We start from the raw sequence: 16967 nt of genomic DNA on the forward strand, positions 1-16967 counted from the left end.
CTACATCTCAATCTCGTGAATCTCGGCCACCTCGACCGAGCCTGACCCGTTTACGACCATGGGGCATCCCTTGGCCATTTCATTGGCGGCGTCGATGCTGTCGGCCTTGATCACGGTAAAGCCGGATACCGGGTTGGCACCGCCATTGTCGACCACACCGCCCGAGCTGACGGTATAGGACTGGCCCACCGGGTTGCCGGGTATTTCTAGTGACGGGCCCATATTCTGAAACCACGCGCCCCAGGCGGCCATGGTTGCTTCGACTTCGGCCGGGTCCGATGGCGTGGTCCCGCCGTGATAGACAAACAGAAACTGTGGCATTTCTTTCCTCCCAGATGAAAACTTATTGCACCAGACCGGCCAGCTTGTTCAGCGTCGAGGTCCAGCCTTTCTCGTGGTTTGCGGCGATCTCGTCATCGCCCAGGTCGCGGTGATCGACCACCAGCCGAGCGCCGCCGCCTGCGGCTTCGATCCGTAGCGTTACATGGCTTTCGGCCCCGCGCTGATCCTGATCGTCATGCCAGCCCCAGGTGAAGCCAACCGAATTGGGCGGATCGACATGGGTCACATGGCCCGAGACCTTGAACCGCTGGCCCTCGCCATTCTGCATGACCGAATACCACGGACCAACGCGCGAAAAATCGAGAGTATGTTCGGGCACATGCACCCCTTCGGGGCCCCACCATTGCAACAGCCGTTCTGCGACACTGATCCACGCAAACAGATCCTCTGGCGGTATCGGGAACGTGCGCTCCAGCTTTAGATCGGCCATGAGGTATCCCTTTCAATAGCATCGCCCAGACGATCCAGACTGCTTTCCCAGAATTGTCGTTTCGAAATGGTCCACTCCGCGATCGCGTACAGACCTTCGGGGCGGATCGAATACATCCGCTGGGTGCCCTGCACCCGTTGCCGAACCAGCCCGGCCTCACGCAAAACCTTCAGGTGGCGCGAGACCGCAGCACCCGACATGCCGCGCCCTTCGATCAGGTCGCCCGCGGGCTGCTCTCCGTCCTGCATCAACTGTTCAACGATGGAAAACCGCGTGGCGTCGGACAATGCGGAGAATGTGGTCAGAAGCGTATTCATGACCACTGTTTAACATTTTTGTTAAATAAAGGGAAGCCCCGGCTTTCAGGCTTGGGCAAATTCCTGCCGCGCATAGCCCTGCAGATACAAAAGCGCGGTCAAATCGCCATGGTTGACGCGCACTTCGCATTGTTCCGCGACCGAAGGCTTTGCATGCAGCGCAACCCCGGTTCCGGCCCGGCCCAACATGCCCAGATCATTTGCCCCGTCACCCACAGCGATCACATCGTTTTCGGACAGGCCCAGACGCGCGGTGATCTGTTCCAAAGCATCAACTTTGGCCTGTCGTCCCAGAATCGGTCGCTGCACATCGCCGGTCAGTTTGCCGTTTTCGGCCAGCAGAGTGTTGGCACGGTTTTCGTCAAACCCCAATTCACTGCCCACCTTGGCAGTAAACGCCGTGAACCCGCCCGAGACCAGTGCCGCATAGCCGCCATTGGCGCGCATCGTCGCGACCAGCTCCTTCCCACCGGGCATCAAGGTGATGCGTTCGGCCAGAACCTTGCCGATCACGGCCTCATCCAACCCTTTCAGCAACCCGACCCGTTCGGTCAGCGCGCCTTCGAAATCCAATTCGCCATTCATTGCGCGGGCGGTGATGTCCTTGACGCGGTCGCCGACCCCGGCCTCATCCGCCAGTTCGTCGATGCATTCCTGCTGGATCATGGTGCTGTCCATATCCGCCAACAGCATCTTTTTGCGCCGCCCCTCGGCAGGCTGCACGATCAGGTCAACGCCAAGCTTCTGCAAATCACCCCAGACATCCCATTGGTTGCCCGGAAGTTCCTGCAGCGCGAACTCAGCCGCCTCATCCGGGCTGAGCCAGATGATCTCGGCCCCGCCCCAGGCATTCCGCAACGACTCGACCAGCGCCAAATCCAGCGTTCGCGTTTCGGGATTGGTCAACAGGGTGGCAACATACATAGTCTATCTCCGACGAATTCACCTGCGATTAACGCAGATAGCCCCCGATCGCCAGAAGACAGTTTGTCCGCAGCAACCTCTGGCACATCATGCGGACCGAACGGCGACCGATTGCGCCATTCAGGGCTTTACCAGCACGCCATTCCAAGACAGATTCGCCAGGACTGGACAGAAAGGAACTCGGTAAATGGGCAACCTGCTTTACGATCGCTTGTTTGGCATTCACGCGGGCAAAGAAACGCCTTTCCTGCATCTGCCCAACGGTCAGGTGCTGACCCATTCTGATTTCCTGGACATGGCATCTCGGTTGGCCAATACCCTAATCGGCTTTGAGCTCGAACCCGGACAACGAGTTGCGGTTCAGGTGGAAAAGTCGCCCGAAGCGCTTGCGCTGTTTGCTGCTTGTGTGCAGACCGGTCTGGTTTTTCTGCCACTCAACACTGCCTATACGGTCAGCGAACTGAGCTATTTCATCGAAAACAGCGGCGCTGCGCTGGTGGTCTGCGATGATGTAAATAGGGCTGGTTTGGCACCCGCCGCCGCCGCCCAGAAGGCACGGCTTGAAACGCTAAACGCTGATGGATCCGGCAGCCTGATGCGGCGTGCGCTGGGTATGCTGCCTGCTTTCGAGCCGGTCAACCGCACCGAGGATGATCTGGCCGCCTTCCTGTACACGTCCGGCACGACCGGCCGATCCAAGGGCGCGATATTGTCACAGGCCAATCTGCTGTCGAATGCCGAAACATTGGTACGGGAATGGCGGTTTACCGACGATGATGTGTTGCTGCATGCTCTGCCAATCTTTCACACTCATGGGCTGTTCGTGGCAACCAACGTGGTACTGGCTTCGGGCGGGTCGATGATCTTTCTGCCGAAATTCGATCTGGATGAGGTACTGCGGCATTTGCCTGATGCAACCGCGATGATGGGGGTTCCGACCTTCTACACCCGTCTGTTGGATGACGACCGGTTCACCGGCGATCTGGCATGTCATATGCGGCTGTTCATCTCGGGTTCGGCGCCAATGCTGGCCGAAACGCATCAGCAGTTTGAGGCCCGCACCGGGCACCGCATTCTTGAACGCTACGGTATGACCGAGACCAACATGAACACCTCGAACCCCTATGACGGTGAACGCCGCGCCGGATCCGTGGGGTTCCCCTTGCCGGGCGTTGAGCTCAAAGTGACCGACTCTGAGACGGGTGAAACCTTGCCACAGGGTGAAATCGGCATGATCGAGGTGCGTGGCCCCAACGTCTTTCAGGGCTATTGGGAAATGCCCGAGAAGACCGCAGCAGAGTTGCGCGAGGACGGGTTCTTTATCACCGGCGACCTTGGACGTGTGGACGCGGACGGCTATGTCCATATCGTCGGACGCGGCAAGGACCTGATCATCTCGGGCGGGTACAACATCTATCCCAAAGAGGTCGAACTGGTGCTGGACGACCAGCTCGGTGTTCTGGAAAGCGCAGTTATCGGCGTGCCCCATCCGGATTTCGGCGAAACCGTGTTGGGCCTGTTGGTAGCCGAACCAAACAAGTCGCCCGACCTCGAGGCCATCATGGCAAGCGCGCAGACCCAACTGGCGCGATTCAAACATCCCCGCAAGCTGATCGTGCTGAACGAATTGCCGCGCAATACGATGGGCAAAGTGCAAAAAAACGCGCTACGCGAAGCTTACAAAGACCTGTTTACCGAAGACTAGGTCTCAGCGGCGCGCGCCCCTGTGCGGTCAGCAACCAGCAATCACGGCCCTCGAACACGGCAGTGGCCAACGGATGACCATAGCCCGCGCCCGCATCCAAATTGATCCGATTGCCGCAATGTTCCGCCGTATCCACAGGGGTGTGACCATGCACGATCAGCCAGGGGTGCGGGCCAGATTCAACCAAAAATTCCTGCCGTATCCAAACCAGGTCATCTTCGGATTGCTGCGACAGTGGAAGACCGGGCCTGATGCCAGCGTGGACGAACAGCAGCTCATCCTCTTGATGGTAAACTGGCAAAGCGTTGATGAAATCCAGATGTGCTGGCGGTACGGCAGCACAGGCCCGTTCATGGACCTGATAGATGCGGTCATTGTCCGTGACTTCCACCCCGTAGGAGGCCAGCGTTTCCCGACCACCCAGCCGTGGGTTCAGCCAGCTCAGCGTGACGGGCAGTTGCTTATCTGCAATTTCGCGCTCTTGCACGAAGCGAGCCATCATACGGTCGTGGTTGCCCTTGACCATGACCCAGTTGCGCCCCGCCTTCTGGCCTTCGATCAGCAGGTCCAGCACGGCGCGGCTGTTCGGGCCCCGGTCGACATAGTCACCCAGAAACACAATCTTTGCATCTGGCCCGCCATCGGCCTCGATCCGCGACAGCGCAACCTGCAGCATGCCGAGCTGGCCGTGGATGTCACCGATTGCATAAATTGGCGAGGACATGGAAAACCCTAAATCAACAGGAACACCCTGCTTGTGACGCGTCTTGGCGGCCAGGAAAAGAAAATACCCACGCCTTGGAAGACGCGGGTATGAAGTGTCTCAGATATTCAACACCGCCTCAGGCAACGTCGAACTCCAGCGGTTTGATTTGCGTGAACAGGCCGGTTTCGGCCAGCTTTGCCCGCGCTTCGGCTGGTACGGGTTCATCAACATAAAGCAAGGCAATCGCCTCCCCCCCTGCCTCGGTGCGTCCGAGGGTAAAGTTCGCGATATTGACGCTGTGCTCACCCATGGCCTGACCTAACGCACCGATGATACCCGGCACATCTTCGTTCGTGGTATAGAGCATGTGCGCGCCCACCTCGGCGTCGATATTGATGCCTTTGATCTGAATGAAGCGCGGCTTGCCATCGCTGAACACGGTTCCGCCGATCGAACGCTCGCGTTTCTCGGTCACGACGGTCACCTTGATATAGCCCTCGAAGGCGCCAGACTTGTCCTGATTGGTGGTCGAAATCTGAATACCACGTTCCTTGGCCACAACCGGGGCCGAAACCATGTTCACCTCGGGATTGAACTTCTTCATGATCCCGGCAACAGCCGAGCAGTTCAAAGCGGCAAGGTTCATTTCCGACGCAACACCATCATAGAGGATGTTGATCGCCTTGATCGGCTCATCCGTCATCTGACCGATGAAACCGCCCAGATGCCCGGCCAGTTTGATCCAGGGCCCCATGACCTTGGCCTCTTCCGCCGTCACGCTGGGCATGTTCAGCGCGTTTTCCACCGCGCCGGTCAGCAGATAGTTCGAGATCTGCTCGGCCACCTGCAGCGCCACGTTTTCCTGCGCCTCGGTCGTGGCGGCACCCAGATGCGGGGTGCAGACGACATTGGGCAGGTTGAACAGCGCGTTGTCCTTGGCCGGTTCTTCGCTGAACACGTCAAAGGCGGCACCGGCAACGTGACCGGATTGCAGAGCCTCGGCCAGCGCCTCTTCATCGACCAGACCGCCGCGGGCACAGTTGACGATGCGCACGCCAGGCTTGGTCTTGGCCAGATTTTCGCGGCTGAGAATGTTGCGAGTCTGATCGGTCAGCGGCACATGCAAGGTGATGAAATCGGCACGCGACAGCAGCTCATCCAGTTCAACCTTTTCAACACCCATCTTGGCGGCTTTCTCTTCGCCCAGATAGGGATCATAGGCGACAACCTTCATTTTCAGGCCCAGGGCGCGTTCGCAGACGATCCCGCCAATATTGCCCGCACCAATGACGCCCAAGGTTTTGTTGGTCAGCTCGATCCCCATGAACTTAGACTTTTCCCATTTGCCCGCATGGGTCGAAGTGCTGGCCTCGGGGATCTGCCGCGCCACGGCGAACATCATCGCAATCGCGTGCTCGGCTGTGGTGATCATGTTGCCAAAGGGCGTGTTCATCACGATGACGCCCTTCTTGCTGGCGGCATCCTTGTCGACATTGTCGGTGCCGATGCCGGCGCGACCTATGACTTTCAGCTTGTCCGCATGTTCCAGCAAGGTCGGCGTGACCTTGGTGGCCGAGCGGATGGCAAGGCCGTCATATTGGCCAATCACTTCGGCCAGTTTATCTTTGTCCTTGCCCAGATCGGGCATGAAATCCACGTCGATGCCGCGGTCGCGGAAAATCTGAACAGCGGTTTCACTGAGTTTGTCAGAAACGAGTACTTTGGGAGCCATGTCTGTGGTCCTTGAATGTAATGAGATGTCCGGGCCTGAGGCGGCCCGGTGAAGATTGGGAAAGATCAGGCGGCTTCAGTTTGTGCTGCGAGCTCAGCCTCGAAGGCCCAGGCTAGCCAGGGCAACATCGCTTCGATATCCGAAGTTTCGACCGTGCCGCCGCACCAGATACGCAGGCCCGCAGGTGCGTCGCGATAAGCCCCGATATCCAACGCGATATTCTCGGCCTCCAACCGCTTTGCAACGGCCTTGGCAAAGGCTGCGCCGTCCCGGATGCGCGCATCGGTGAATTTCAGACAGACAGACGTATTCGACTGCGTCGCCGGGTCGTCAGCCAGGTTAGCGATCCAGCCATTCTGCTCGCAGAACGCATGCACCGCACCGGCATTCGCATCGGCCCGGCCAATCAATCCCTGCAGACCACCAACTGAGCGCGCCCAATCCAATGCGAACAGATAGTCCTCAACCGCCAGCATCGACGGGGTGTTGATCGTGGCGCCAGTAAAGATACCATCGATCAGCTTACCGCCCTTGGTCAGGCGGAAAATCTTGGGCAATGGCCATGCGGGGGTATAGCTTTCAAGCCGCTCCACAGCGCGCGGGGAAAGGATCAGCATCCCATGCGCCGCCTCTCCGCCCAGAACTTTCTGCCAGCTAAACGTGGTCACATCCAACTTGTCCCACGGCAGGTCCATCGCGAAGGCCGCCGAAGTCGCATCGCAGATCGTCAAACCCTGACGGTCATCCGCGATCCAGTCACCGTTTGGCACCCGCACGCCCGAAGTCGTGCCGTTCCATGTAAAGACCACGTCATGGAAGAAGTCGACCGAGGCCAGATCGATGATCTGCCCATAATCGGCTGTTTTCACTTCGGCGTCGATTTTTAGCTGCTTGACCACATCCGTGATCCATCCCGCGCCAAAACTTTCCCAGGCCAGCATCTCGACCTTGCGTTCACCCAACAGCGACCACAGCGCCATCTCAACCGCGCCGGTGTCAGACGCGGGAACGATGCCGATCTTGTAATCTGCTGGAATGCCCAGCACTTCACGCGTACCTTCGATGGCCGCTTTCAGCTTGTCCTTGCCAACAGCAGCGCGATGCGAACGGCCAAGCGCTGCGTCAGCCAGTTTGGTCAGGTCAAATGTGGGGGGTTTGGCGCAGGGGCCCGAGGAAAAGCGCGGATTTGCCGGCCGCATTTCAGGTTTGCGCACGGCGTCATGCGACGCCGGTTGTTCGATAGTCATGTGTATTACCCTTCCAGATACACGCCCCTCGTTGGGGAGGGGTGTCCCACGGACAGAGCTAGGGTGCAGACGCAGCATCAACAAGCGAAAAAGACCCATCAGAAATCAAAAACGACAGGTTTTTATGCGCAAGTTGGGGGAGCGCGTTTCCGATAGGCGCAATTTCGTCACCGGCACAGCGCATCGTCCTTGTTGCCTATCAGGTCAACCGAACGGCTTCACCCGTTGCCAGCGCCTGTTGTGCCGCCAACCCCATACGAACGGACCACAGCCCATCCTGCAGCGTCACATCCGGCGCAGCCCGCTCGCCTCGAACAAGCGCCAGGAACCCCTGATGCTGGTAATAGGTCGAGCCATTGTGGTCCCCGGCGGCCAGCAGGCGCGGATCGACGGGGATGTCCTGTGACACCGGCCCCTTCGGATTACGCGGGCTGACAATCACCTGCGGCACCGGCGGCTCACCCAGATGATCGGGCCAAAAGCGCCCCGGCCCCGGCACCAGCGCCTCGATCTTGGCCAGTTGTCCTGTGGCCGAGATTTCCTCTTGGTACCGCGATCCTTCGGCGAACATGCACAGTTCCAGCATCGCCCGCGTGCCGTTGGCGAAATCAACCAGAACATAACCGTGATCCAGAATATCCGGCGTTTCCCCATCATAGCTTTCGTCCAGATGGTTTACCGCCTGCCCACCGCTGGCGGTGATCCGCACCGGATCGGACCCAAGGATCAGCCGCATCAGGTCGAAGAAATGGCAGCATTTCTCGACAAATGTGCCGCCGGTATTGCGGTTGAACCGGTTCCAGTTGCCGACCTTTTCCAGAAAGGGAAATCGATGTTCTCGGATCGTCAGCATCTGCACCCCGCCGGTGGATTGGAGCCCTTTGATCAAAGCGGCAATCGGAGGCATATAGCGATATTCCATCGCCACCCAGATTGGATGGGGATAGTCACGCTGCACCGTTTCCAGCCGCGCCGCATCCTGCGGATCGGTAAAAAGCGGCTTTTCCACCAACAGGGGCAGTGGGCGCATCGCCGCAATGTCGCAGATCTGATCCACATGCAGGTGGTTCGGGCTGGCGATGACCAGGCAATCCAGATCCTCGACCGCCAGAAGATCAGCCACCGACCCCACCATCACAGCCTCGGGCGCGATCTCTTGCGCGGCGTGGGCCATCTGCGGGTCGGGCTCATAGATTGCCGCCACGCGCGTGCCATCCAGCAGAGCGATATTATGCAGGTGCTCCTGCCCCATCATGCCGCATCCGATCAGCCCGTAATTGATGGTCCGGGTCATGCGCGTTTCCTTTTACTTCAAGCGTTGAACATAGGTGGCCCGATCCGGATCGAACCAAGTTTTAGAGAATTCGACGGGTTCGACCTGTTCTGACCAGCTGAACCGCTCGATATACCCGACCGTCTGCCCGAAGGGCTTGGTAAAGCCCGTCGGTGTCCAATCGGGCAGCGCGGCGATTGAAACCCTGTCTACGGCCCGCGTGATCCAGAACCCCAACTGCTGCTGATAATAGCGATACAGCGAGTCAGACAGCAGGTTGCCGTCGATCAAACCCACTGATTCGTCGAGCCATATCTCTTCGACCGCGATGATTGTGTCATTCAAATAGCGCATCCGGCGCACGCGCGACCCCATGGCCGCGGCTCCGAACCCGGGCAGATTGGCAGGCTTTTCCAGATGATCGACCGACAGGATATCCGCGCTTGGCAAACCGCCCCCTTCGGGCAGCTCAAGCCGGAACATCGCATAGACGCTGTTCTGCGTTCCGGTCTCACGGATGTAATTGCCCGAGCCCTGAATGCGTTCCAACATCCCTTTTTTCTCAAGCTCGGACAGCGATTTTCGCAGGGTTCCGACCGAGACATTCAGGTCCGCCGCCATGTCCCGTTCCGGCGGTAGACGCTCACCGTCAATCAGACGGCCGGCCGCAATATCGCGGATCAGCAGTTCTGCAATCTGAACATATATCGGAAGGGCATTGGGGTTTCGGCTTGTGGGGGGCACGTCGGGGCGCTTCGATTGGTCACAGGAAAAATTGATACACTATTGATCTACATCAATGTGATTGCTACGCAAGAGAAAAAGCAAATCCATTGCGGAGACCGACTCAGATGACGATCGTCCCAATCACCTCCCCCGATCTGAATGCGGCCGAGGTCTCGTGGTTTTCGGCTCTGTGTTCGGATGACTATCAGTTTCTGGGGATGCCCGATGGCGATCTGCGGTCCAGCTGGGACCATTGTTCCGCCATCGTGAAAGAGGCCGAGGCACAGGGGTTTCGCAACATCCTGTGCCCGTCATCCTATCAGGTCGGTCAGGACACGCTCAGCTTTGTTGCTGGATGCGCACCGATCACCGACAAGATCAACCTGCTGGCCGCGGTGCGTTGCGGTGAAATGCAGCCCATCATGCTGGCCCGCACCATCGCGACGCTGGATCACATGTTGCGGGGGCGTTTGACGGTCAACATCATCTCGTCCGATTTCCCTGGTGAAAAGGCAGACAGCGCGTTCCGTTATCAACGCTCGCGCGAAGTCGTCGAAATCCTGAAACAGGCTTGGACGCGGGATGAGATCAACCATGCGGGCGAGGTCTATAATTTCTCGGGCCTGACCACCGATCCAGCCAAACCCTATCAGACCGGCGGACCACTGTTGTATTTCGGCGGCTATTCCCCATCTGCGCTCGAACTGTGCGGAGAGCATTGCGATGTCTACCTGATGTGGCCAGAAACCGAGGATCAACTGGCCGGGCGGATGCAGGCGGTTCATGCGGTAGCCGAGAATTACAACCGGACTCTGGATTACGGCTTGCGCGTTCACATGATCGTTCGCGATACCGAGACCGAAGCGCAGGAATACGCTGATTACATCGTATCCAAGCTGGACGACGAATACGGTCGCGCCATCCGCGAACGGGCGCTGGATTCCACCTCGCTGGGTGTGGCGCATCAGGCCAAAAACCGCGATCTGGCGGATGAATACGGCTATGTCGAACCTGGTCTCTGGACAGGCGTGGGCCGGGCGCGGTCTGGCTGCGGCGCAGCGCTTGTGGGCTCCACCGATCAGGTCATGACCAAGATTGAAAACTATCAAAAGATGGGCATCCGCGCCTTCATCTTCTCGGGCTATCCACATCTGGACGAGGCCCGCCATTTCGGTGCCCGCGTGATGCCCAACCTGAAAACCTGCTCGCTTCCCGAGGAATACGGACGCGTGCCCAAAACCATCCCAGCCACCCCGCTGGGCAACGGAGTTCGCCGCTAATGCAACGTGTAAAGCTTTCAGACACGCTGGAAATGAGCCGCCTGGTATACGGCATGTGGCGCTTGGGTGATGACAGTGACACCTCGGCGGATCATGTCGAAGCCAAGATACAAGCCTGCCTGGATCAGGGCATCACCACATTCGATCAGGCCGACATCTATGGCGGTTACGCAGCCGAGGCGGTTTTGGGCAACGCCCTGCGCGCCAACCCGGCGCTGCGCGCGCGGATGGAGATCGTCACCAAATGCGACATCGTTGCGCCGATGGGCCGATACGCAGACGCCATGGTCAAATATTATGACACATCGCGCGCGCATATCCTGAAATCGGTTGAAACCTCGCTGTCCGAAATGGCAATCGACCATGTCGACCTGCTCCTGATCCACCGCCCTGATCCCTTCATGGACCACCATGAGACCGGCGCAGCGCTGGACGAGGTCGTGGCCAGCGGCAAAGTGGGCGCGGTTGGCGTATCGAATTTCCGCCCGTGGGACTGGACGCTTCTGCAATCAGCGATGAAGACCCAACTGGTCACCAACCAGGTCGAGATCTCGCTGGGCGAAATCCGCCCCTTCACCAATGGCGACCTAGCGTTTCATCAACAGCATGGGCAGCCGGTGATGGCGTGGTCGCCGCTGGGCGGCGGACTGCTGATGGCCGGGAACCCTCCGGTCGGCGTGGTCGCGGATGAGATCGCCGCCGAATTCGGAGTGGACCGGGCCGCAGTGGCCGTGGCCTTCCTTCTGGCACATCCTGCAGGCATCCTGCCGGTGCTAGGCACCAACAATCTGGGCCGGATCAAACAGATTTCGGACGCCTTGAAAGTCAATCTGGATCGCGAGAGTTGGTACCGCCTTTATGAGGCGGCACTGGGCCATGAGGTACCATGATGAATGCAATGTCACAGGACATGAACCATACTTTCATCCCACACAAGGATGACACCCGAACCCTGCGCGATGCGTTTGGCCGCTTTGCCACCGGAGTTACCATCGTCACCTGCAACAGCACGGACGGCCCGGTCTGCATCACCGCCAACAGTTTTTCGTCCCTATCGCTGGACCCGCCCCTGATCATGTGGGCCGGCGACCGCAACTCGCGCCGCTTCCCCTATTTCCACAAGGCGCGCCATTTCAGCGTTCATGTATTGTCCTCTGAACAGGCCGAGCTGTGTTTCGGCTGCTCGAAAAACGCCTTTGCGCTGCGGGACATCGCCCACGGGCATTGCTCGAATGGCACCCCTCTGCTGCCGGATTGTCTGGCACGGTTTGAATGTGAACAACACGCTTATCACGACGCAGGCGATCATGTGATCGTGGTGGGCAAAGTCCTGAAGGCCAGCATAAGCGATGGAGACGCGCTGACCTTCTATGCCGGAAAACTCGGCCAATTCGCGCAGTCCTAAGCGCGCTCTGACGACCGCGGGACCAACCCGCGGCTGACATAGGGAGGAAACGCATGGGCGGACTGGCAACGATGCTGGCGCCGATTGCATTCGTGAACGAAACCGTGCTGCGATTGGGCCGCGCGGTTGGCGTCGTTGCGATTGCATTCATGGTGACCGCAATCCTGATTCAGGTATTCTTCCGATATGTGCTGGGCAACGCACTGCCCTGGCCGGATGAGGCCGCCCGGTTCTGCATGCTCTGGATGACGGGTCTGATGGCCCCGACCGCATTTCGCCGCGGCGGGTTCGTGGCCATCGACATGGTGCCCCTGATGCTTCCGCGCGTTTTGGGACAGGTACTGATGCTCGCGCTGCTGTTCGTGTCACTGGCGGTGCTGCTGGTCGCGGTAAAGATCGGCTGGTCCGAAGTGACCGGGTTCGGGGGCAAATTCGCAACCGCCGCTTTGTATATTCCCACCTCATTTGGCTTTGACGAATGGTACCGCGTCCCGCGCAGCTGGATGATGGCCTCGCTGCTGGTGGGGGTGGCCCTTCTGATCGTAGTAAATGTCGAGCTGATCCTGCGCGCGATTGTCTCGCTATTGGGGGGCGCAGACCTGCTGCCTGAAATTGCCGACGCACCGGTGGGGGCTGAATAGATGTTGATTTGGTTCCTGCCCACTTTCCTTGTCTTTCTGATGATCGGCCTGCCGGTCTTTTTCGCCCTTTTGGCCGCCCCGGGTATCCTGCTGTGGCTGAATGGCCAATCCAATGACATCACCCTGCTGTACCGCAATGTCTATAACGGCATGGACAGCTTTCCCCTGATGGCAATCCCTTTCTTCATGCTGGCCGGAGAGCTAATGAACCGCGGCGGGATAACCATCCGTCTGGTGGAATTCAGCCAAGCCTTGATGGGCCATTTTCGCGGCGGGTTGGCGCATGTGAACGTGCTCAGCTCGATCCTGTTTGCGGGACTTTCAGGCTCTGCCGTGGCGGATACATCAGCGCTGGGTTCAATGCTGATCCCGGCGATGGAGAAGCAGGGCTATACCCGCAAATTCGCTGCGGCGATCACTGCGGCCAGTTCCGTCATAGGCCCGATCATCCCGCCTTCTGGCATCATGATCATCTATGCCTATGTCATGGGCGAAAGCGTTGCGGCGCTGTTTCTGGCCGGGATCGTGCCGGGCGTAATGGTTGGCGTTGGCCTGATGCTGATGATCAAATTCATGGCCGACAAGTATGATTTTCCCGTTGCCAGCCGCAAATACACATGGGGTGAACGGGGTCAGGCCAGCCTCAAGGCGTTCTTTCCGCTGCTGACTCCGGTGATCATTCTGGGTGGTATTCTGGGCGGTATCTTTACACCTACCGAAGCCGCAGCGGTGGCCGTCGGCTATGCCTTTCTGATCGGCTTTTTCATCCTGCGCACCCTGACGCTCAAAGAAGTGCCTGAGATCCTCAGCAATGCCGGCCTGACCTCCGCCGTCGTTCTGCTGCTGGTGGGGGCGGCGATGGCGTTCAAAACTGTGGTCAGCCTCAGCCATGCGCCAGAACAGCTGGCCTCGCTGATCCTCAGCCTGTCGGAAAACCCGCTGATCCTGCTGTTTCTGATCAACCTGCTCTTGTTCGTTGTCGGCATGTTTCTGGATGCCGGGCCTGCGATCATCATTCTTGGGCCGATCCTGGGACCGATCTTTACCAGCCTCGGCGTCGACCCGATCCACTTTGCCATCATCATGAGCGTCAATTTGACCGTTGGTCTGGCCACACCGCCCATGGGGCTGGTGCTGTTCGTGGCCGCCGCCGTGTCGCGCGAAAAGGTTGAAACCATTGCCAAAGCGATCCTGCCGTTTCTGGCCGTTGAAATCATCGTGATCTTTCTGATCACTTACATCCCCGCATTATCCATGACGATCCCGAGGATAACGGGATTTGCCAACTAACTGAGTTCCACAGGGAGGAAACGCATGCTCAGAACCTTTATCAAAACCGCAGCGGTGGCCACGTCGCTGGTCGCCGCATCAGCCATCGCGGCCACGGCAGCGGATTATACGCTGCGCGCCACGGCCAACTCGAACGAAAATGACGAGGATTATGACGGTCTAATCGTTTTCAAGAACTATGTCGAAGCCGCTTCGAACGGCGCGATCGAGGTCGAGCTGTTCATCGGTACGCAGCTGTGTTCGAACGGCGCGGAATGCCTGCAGGGTGTGGCCGATGGAACCATCGACATCTATATCTCGACCTCGGGCGGGGCGTCAGGCATCTTTCCCTATGTCCAGGTCCTCGACCTACCCTACCTTATGGCGGATGACCGGATTGCCGAGCATGTTCTATCCGGCGATTTCACCCGCACCATGCGCGACATGGCGCTTGAGGATTCCGGCGGCGCGATCCGTCTGATGACCATCGGCAACACTGGTGGCTGGCGCAACTTTGCCAACACCCAGCGTCGCGTGGCTGAACCAGCTGATATGGAAGGGTTGAAAATCCGCACCGTGGTCGCTGACCTGCCACAAGAGCTGGTTAAAGCCTTGGGTGCATCGCCCACCCCGATCCCGTGGCCGGAACTGTTCACCAGCTTTCAAACCGGTGTGGTTGAAGGGTCCAAGAACGGCATCACCGACATCATGGGCATGAAATTCCCCGATGCAGGCCTGCAATATGTCACCCTGGACGGCCATGCCTATATGGGCGCTCTGTGGTGGATGAATAACGCCAAGTTCCAGGAGATGCCCGAAGACATGCGCCGTGTCGTGGTCGATGGGTTCTATGCGCTGCAGCAGGCCACCTTTGCCTCACCCAAGCGCAAGTCGATCCAGGCCTATGAGGATTTCGTCGCCGGTGGCGGTGATCTGTACGTGCCGACCCCCGAGCAGAAAGCCGCGTTCAAAGAGGCGGCAACCCCGGTCTACGAGTGGTTCCAAACCAACGTCGGTCGTGGTGATGAGGTCTTCACCGCGCTCACCGAAGCCGTTGCAGCGGCCGAGGCAGACGTCAACGCATCGCGTGACGCGGACCTGAACTAAGCCATTTAGGGTCGGGCGTTTGGCCCGACCCTCACCGAAACGGGTACATCCACCCTTTATAGTCGTTGACCAGAACATGGGCTCTTTCAATCTGCTCCTGCGACATTTTCTTGACCACTTCCTCAAGGCTGATTGCCGCGTCGGGATCGCCGCCAATGGCGCTGAGCGTGTACCACATGTAAGCCCGCACAAGATCGGGCGCAGGCATGCCCAGACCCAGTTCGTAATACCAGCCGATCCCCGATTGTGCGCCCGGATGCCCCTTCATCGATGCGCGCAGATACCATTCAAAGGCCCGTTCATAATCCTGCTCGACTCCAAGACCCAACCCGTACATCACGCCGATCAATTCCTCGGCCTCGGCATTGCCGGATCGGGCGGCGGGCAGCAGTTCCTCGCGCGCGGCCTCGAACGCGCCGGCCTCCATCATGTCACGCGCCTGTTCCAGCTCGGCCAGCGCAGGGGTCGCAAGCATACACAGGGCAAATATAATCTGGCGCATGGGATTGCTTTCCTTTTTGCCGGCGCGGCCGCAGCGCAAGAGCTGCCACGCCCGCTGACCGATGATGATTTCCTGTCCTTTGATATGGAACAGGCAGCCATCGGTCATCAACTGTTTTACGATCCAATCCTGTCGGGCAATCAAAACATCGCCTGCGCCCATTGCCACCATCCCGATTTCGGAACATCCGACGGCCTGTCGCTGGGTATTGGCGAAGGCGGTCAGGGGTTAGGCCCCGATCGCACGCCGGGCACTGGGTCCGACAAAATCCGCAAGCGTATTCCCCGAAATTCGCCCGGCCTTTGGAACCTCGGGGCAAAGGACATCCATACTGTTTTCCATGACGGACGACTGAGTATCTCGGATGTCTATGGCAACGGCTTCAACTCTCCGGCGCAGGAATGGTTGCCCGCGGGATTGAATTCTCTGCTGGCCGCGCAGGCGCTGTTCCCGCTGACCTCGCAGTTTGAGATGGCAGGAAATGTGGCTGAAAACGAGGTGACCGGCGCGGTACATGACCGGATAGACAAGGGCTGGCCGATCCTTGCCAAGCGTGTGCGCACCGACCCCGCCTACGGTCCGGCCATGATCGCAGCCTTCCCTGAAGTCGAGACATCCGAAGACATAACCATCACCCAGATCGCCAATGCTCTGGCCGCCTTCATGGCTATCGAATGGCGCAGTATCGACAGCCCTTTTGATCATTATCTGGCAGGGAACACCGATGCGCTGTCACCGGTTCAGAAGGCTGGGATGACCCTTTTCTATGGCAAGGCGCAATGCTCCACCTGCCACGCCGGGCCCCTAATGTCGGATCAGAAGTTCCACGCGCTGGCCTTGCCGCCCTTTGGCCCGGGCCGCACCCGGCAATGGGATCCCAATGTCCGCGATGTTGGCCGCATGGGCGAAAGTGATCGGCTTGAGGATGCCTACCGCTTTCGAACGCCGATGCTGCGCAATGTCGCTCTAACCGCACCATACGGCCATAACGGGGCCTTTCCCGATCTCGACAGCGTGATCCGCCATCACCTCAACCCTGAACGCAGCCTGTCGCGTTGGACCCGTGACATGGCCGCCCTGCCCGAAATTCCGTGGCTGGAACAGATTGATTTCGCGGTATGGGGCGATCAGTTCGAAATGGCGCGCCTACGCAGCCGGATCGACATCCCAGAGATTGACCTGACAGATGCAGAAATCACCAGTCTTGTGGAATTCCTGCATGGTCTGACCGGGACCAGCATCAAGACGCCGCCATTTGGGATTCCTGGCAATTTCATCCCATAAGATCAGCCCCTGGCCATTGCGGGGGCTGATCTGGTTGTCGTCTGTTTACTCTGCGGCTTCTTCGTAAGCGTCCATTG

18 protein-coding genes are annotated in these 16967 nt (G+C 58.8%); 8 read left to right on the forward strand and 10 right to left on the reverse strand.

Annotation, left to right across the window (positions count from 1 at the left end; translation table 11 throughout):
• The 4 genes from AC2FIZ_RS11480 to serB are packed head-to-tail and all read right to left on the reverse strand — an operon-like array spanning window position 1 to window position 2013.
• Window positions 1–321 carry a YciI family protein gene (locus AC2FIZ_RS11480; protein ID WP_142637219.1) on the reverse strand — a complete coding sequence of 107 codons (321 nt, stop codon included), beginning with the start codon at window positions 319–321 and terminating at the stop codon, window positions 1–3.
• Window positions 322–343: 22 nt separating this feature from the next.
• Window positions 344–772 carry an SRPBCC family protein gene (locus AC2FIZ_RS11485; RefSeq protein WP_271949551.1) on the reverse strand — a complete coding sequence of 143 codons (429 nt, stop codon included), beginning with the start codon at window positions 770–772 and terminating at the stop codon, window positions 344–346.
• Window positions 760–1089 carry an ArsR/SmtB family transcription factor gene (locus AC2FIZ_RS11490; RefSeq protein WP_142637223.1) on the reverse strand — a complete coding sequence of 110 codons (330 nt, stop codon included), beginning with the start codon at window positions 1087–1089 and terminating at the stop codon, window positions 760–762. The genes AC2FIZ_RS11485 and AC2FIZ_RS11490 overlap by 13 nt, the downstream gene beginning before the upstream one ends.
• A gap of 45 nt (window positions 1090–1134) precedes the next feature.
• On the reverse strand, window positions 1135–2013 hold the full coding sequence (serB, locus tag AC2FIZ_RS11495; RefSeq protein ID WP_496689963.1) for a phosphoserine phosphatase SerB: 879 nt from the start codon (window positions 2011–2013) through the stop codon (window positions 1135–1137).
• Between the two features lie 187 nt (window positions 2014–2200).
• Between serB and AC2FIZ_RS11500 the strand changes: the two genes are divergently transcribed.
• On the forward strand, window positions 2201–3718 hold the full coding sequence (locus AC2FIZ_RS11500; RefSeq protein WP_281995455.1) for a malonate--CoA ligase: 1518 nt from the start codon (window positions 2201–2203) through the stop codon (window positions 3716–3718).
• Here AC2FIZ_RS11500 and AC2FIZ_RS11505 read toward each other — a convergent pair.
• The 5 genes from AC2FIZ_RS11505 to AC2FIZ_RS11525 all read right to left on the reverse strand — a co-directional run bounded on the left by AC2FIZ_RS11505 (window position 3705) and on the right by AC2FIZ_RS11525 (window position 9420).
• Entirely contained in the window at window positions 3705–4442 is a 738-nt protein-coding gene (locus AC2FIZ_RS11505) for a metallophosphoesterase family protein (protein WP_281995456.1), read from the reverse strand. The genes AC2FIZ_RS11500 and AC2FIZ_RS11505 overlap by 14 nt on opposite strands.
• A gap of 118 nt (window positions 4443–4560) precedes the next feature.
• On the reverse strand, window positions 4561–6156 hold the full coding sequence (gene serA / locus AC2FIZ_RS11510) for a phosphoglycerate dehydrogenase (RefSeq protein ID WP_142637232.1): 1596 nt from the start codon (window positions 6154–6156) through the stop codon (window positions 4561–4563).
• A gap of 65 nt (window positions 6157–6221) precedes the next feature.
• Window positions 6222–7403: a phosphoserine transaminase gene (locus tag AC2FIZ_RS11515; protein ID WP_142637234.1), complete on the reverse strand. Its 1182-nt coding sequence runs from the start codon at window positions 7401–7403 to the stop codon at window positions 6222–6224.
• Window positions 7404–7602: 199 nt separating this feature from the next.
• The gene (locus AC2FIZ_RS11520; protein ID WP_496689966.1) at window positions 7603–8697 is read right to left on the reverse strand and encodes a Gfo/Idh/MocA family protein; all 1095 of its coding nucleotides are present in this window, start codon (window positions 8695–8697) and stop codon (window positions 7603–7605) included.
• 12 nt (window positions 8698–8709) lie between these two features.
• Complete coding sequence (locus AC2FIZ_RS11525) at window positions 8710–9420, reverse strand: GntR family transcriptional regulator (protein ID WP_281995459.1); 711 nt, start codon at window positions 9418–9420, stop codon at window positions 8710–8712.
• A gap of 107 nt (window positions 9421–9527) precedes the next feature.
• Between AC2FIZ_RS11525 and AC2FIZ_RS11530 the strand changes: the two genes are divergently transcribed.
• The 6 genes from AC2FIZ_RS11530 to AC2FIZ_RS11555 are packed head-to-tail and all read left to right on the forward strand — an operon-like array spanning window position 9528 to window position 15104.
• A complete protein-coding gene (locus tag AC2FIZ_RS11530) occupies window positions 9528–10682 on the forward strand; it encodes an LLM class flavin-dependent oxidoreductase (RefSeq protein ID WP_271949539.1) in 1155 nt (384 codons plus the stop codon).
• Complete coding sequence (locus AC2FIZ_RS11535; RefSeq protein ID WP_281973026.1) at window positions 10682–11572, forward strand: aldo/keto reductase; 891 nt, start codon at window positions 10682–10684, stop codon at window positions 11570–11572. Before AC2FIZ_RS11530 ends, AC2FIZ_RS11535 begins: the two co-directional genes overlap by 1 nt.
• Window positions 11572–12087 (forward strand): flavin reductase family protein, encoded by a 516-nt coding sequence (locus tag AC2FIZ_RS11540; RefSeq protein ID WP_185956692.1) that lies wholly within the window; start codon window positions 11572–11574, stop codon window positions 12085–12087. Before AC2FIZ_RS11535 ends, AC2FIZ_RS11540 begins: the two co-directional genes overlap by 1 nt.
• Before the next feature lie 53 nt (window positions 12088–12140).
• Window positions 12141–12728 (forward strand): TRAP transporter small permease, encoded by a 588-nt coding sequence (locus tag AC2FIZ_RS11545; protein WP_142637246.1) that lies wholly within the window; start codon window positions 12141–12143, stop codon window positions 12726–12728.
• Entirely contained in the window at window positions 12729–14018 is a 1290-nt protein-coding gene (locus tag AC2FIZ_RS11550) for a TRAP transporter large permease (RefSeq protein ID WP_142637247.1), read from the forward strand.
• Window positions 14019–14042: 24 nt separating this feature from the next.
• Window positions 14043–15104 (forward strand): TRAP transporter substrate-binding protein, encoded by a 1062-nt coding sequence (locus tag AC2FIZ_RS11555; RefSeq protein ID WP_142637250.1) that lies wholly within the window; start codon window positions 14043–14045, stop codon window positions 15102–15104.
• Between the two features lie 31 nt (window positions 15105–15135).
• Here the strand turns inward: AC2FIZ_RS11555 and AC2FIZ_RS11560 are convergent, their stop codons facing one another.
• Window positions 15136–15606, reverse strand: a complete 471-nt coding sequence (locus AC2FIZ_RS11560) for a tetratricopeptide repeat protein (RefSeq protein WP_142637252.1) — start codon at window positions 15604–15606, stop codon at window positions 15136–15138.
• An 84-nt stretch (window positions 15607–15690) separates the two neighbouring features.
• Between AC2FIZ_RS11560 and AC2FIZ_RS11565 the strand changes: the two genes are divergently transcribed.
• Window positions 15691–16890: a cytochrome-c peroxidase gene (locus AC2FIZ_RS11565; protein WP_281995461.1), complete on the forward strand. Its 1200-nt coding sequence runs from the start codon at window positions 15691–15693 to the stop codon at window positions 16888–16890.
• The last annotated feature ends 77 nt before the right edge of the window (window positions 16891–16967 follow it).

It is taken from the genome of Ruegeria sp. CDSB022 (assembly GCF_059611145.1).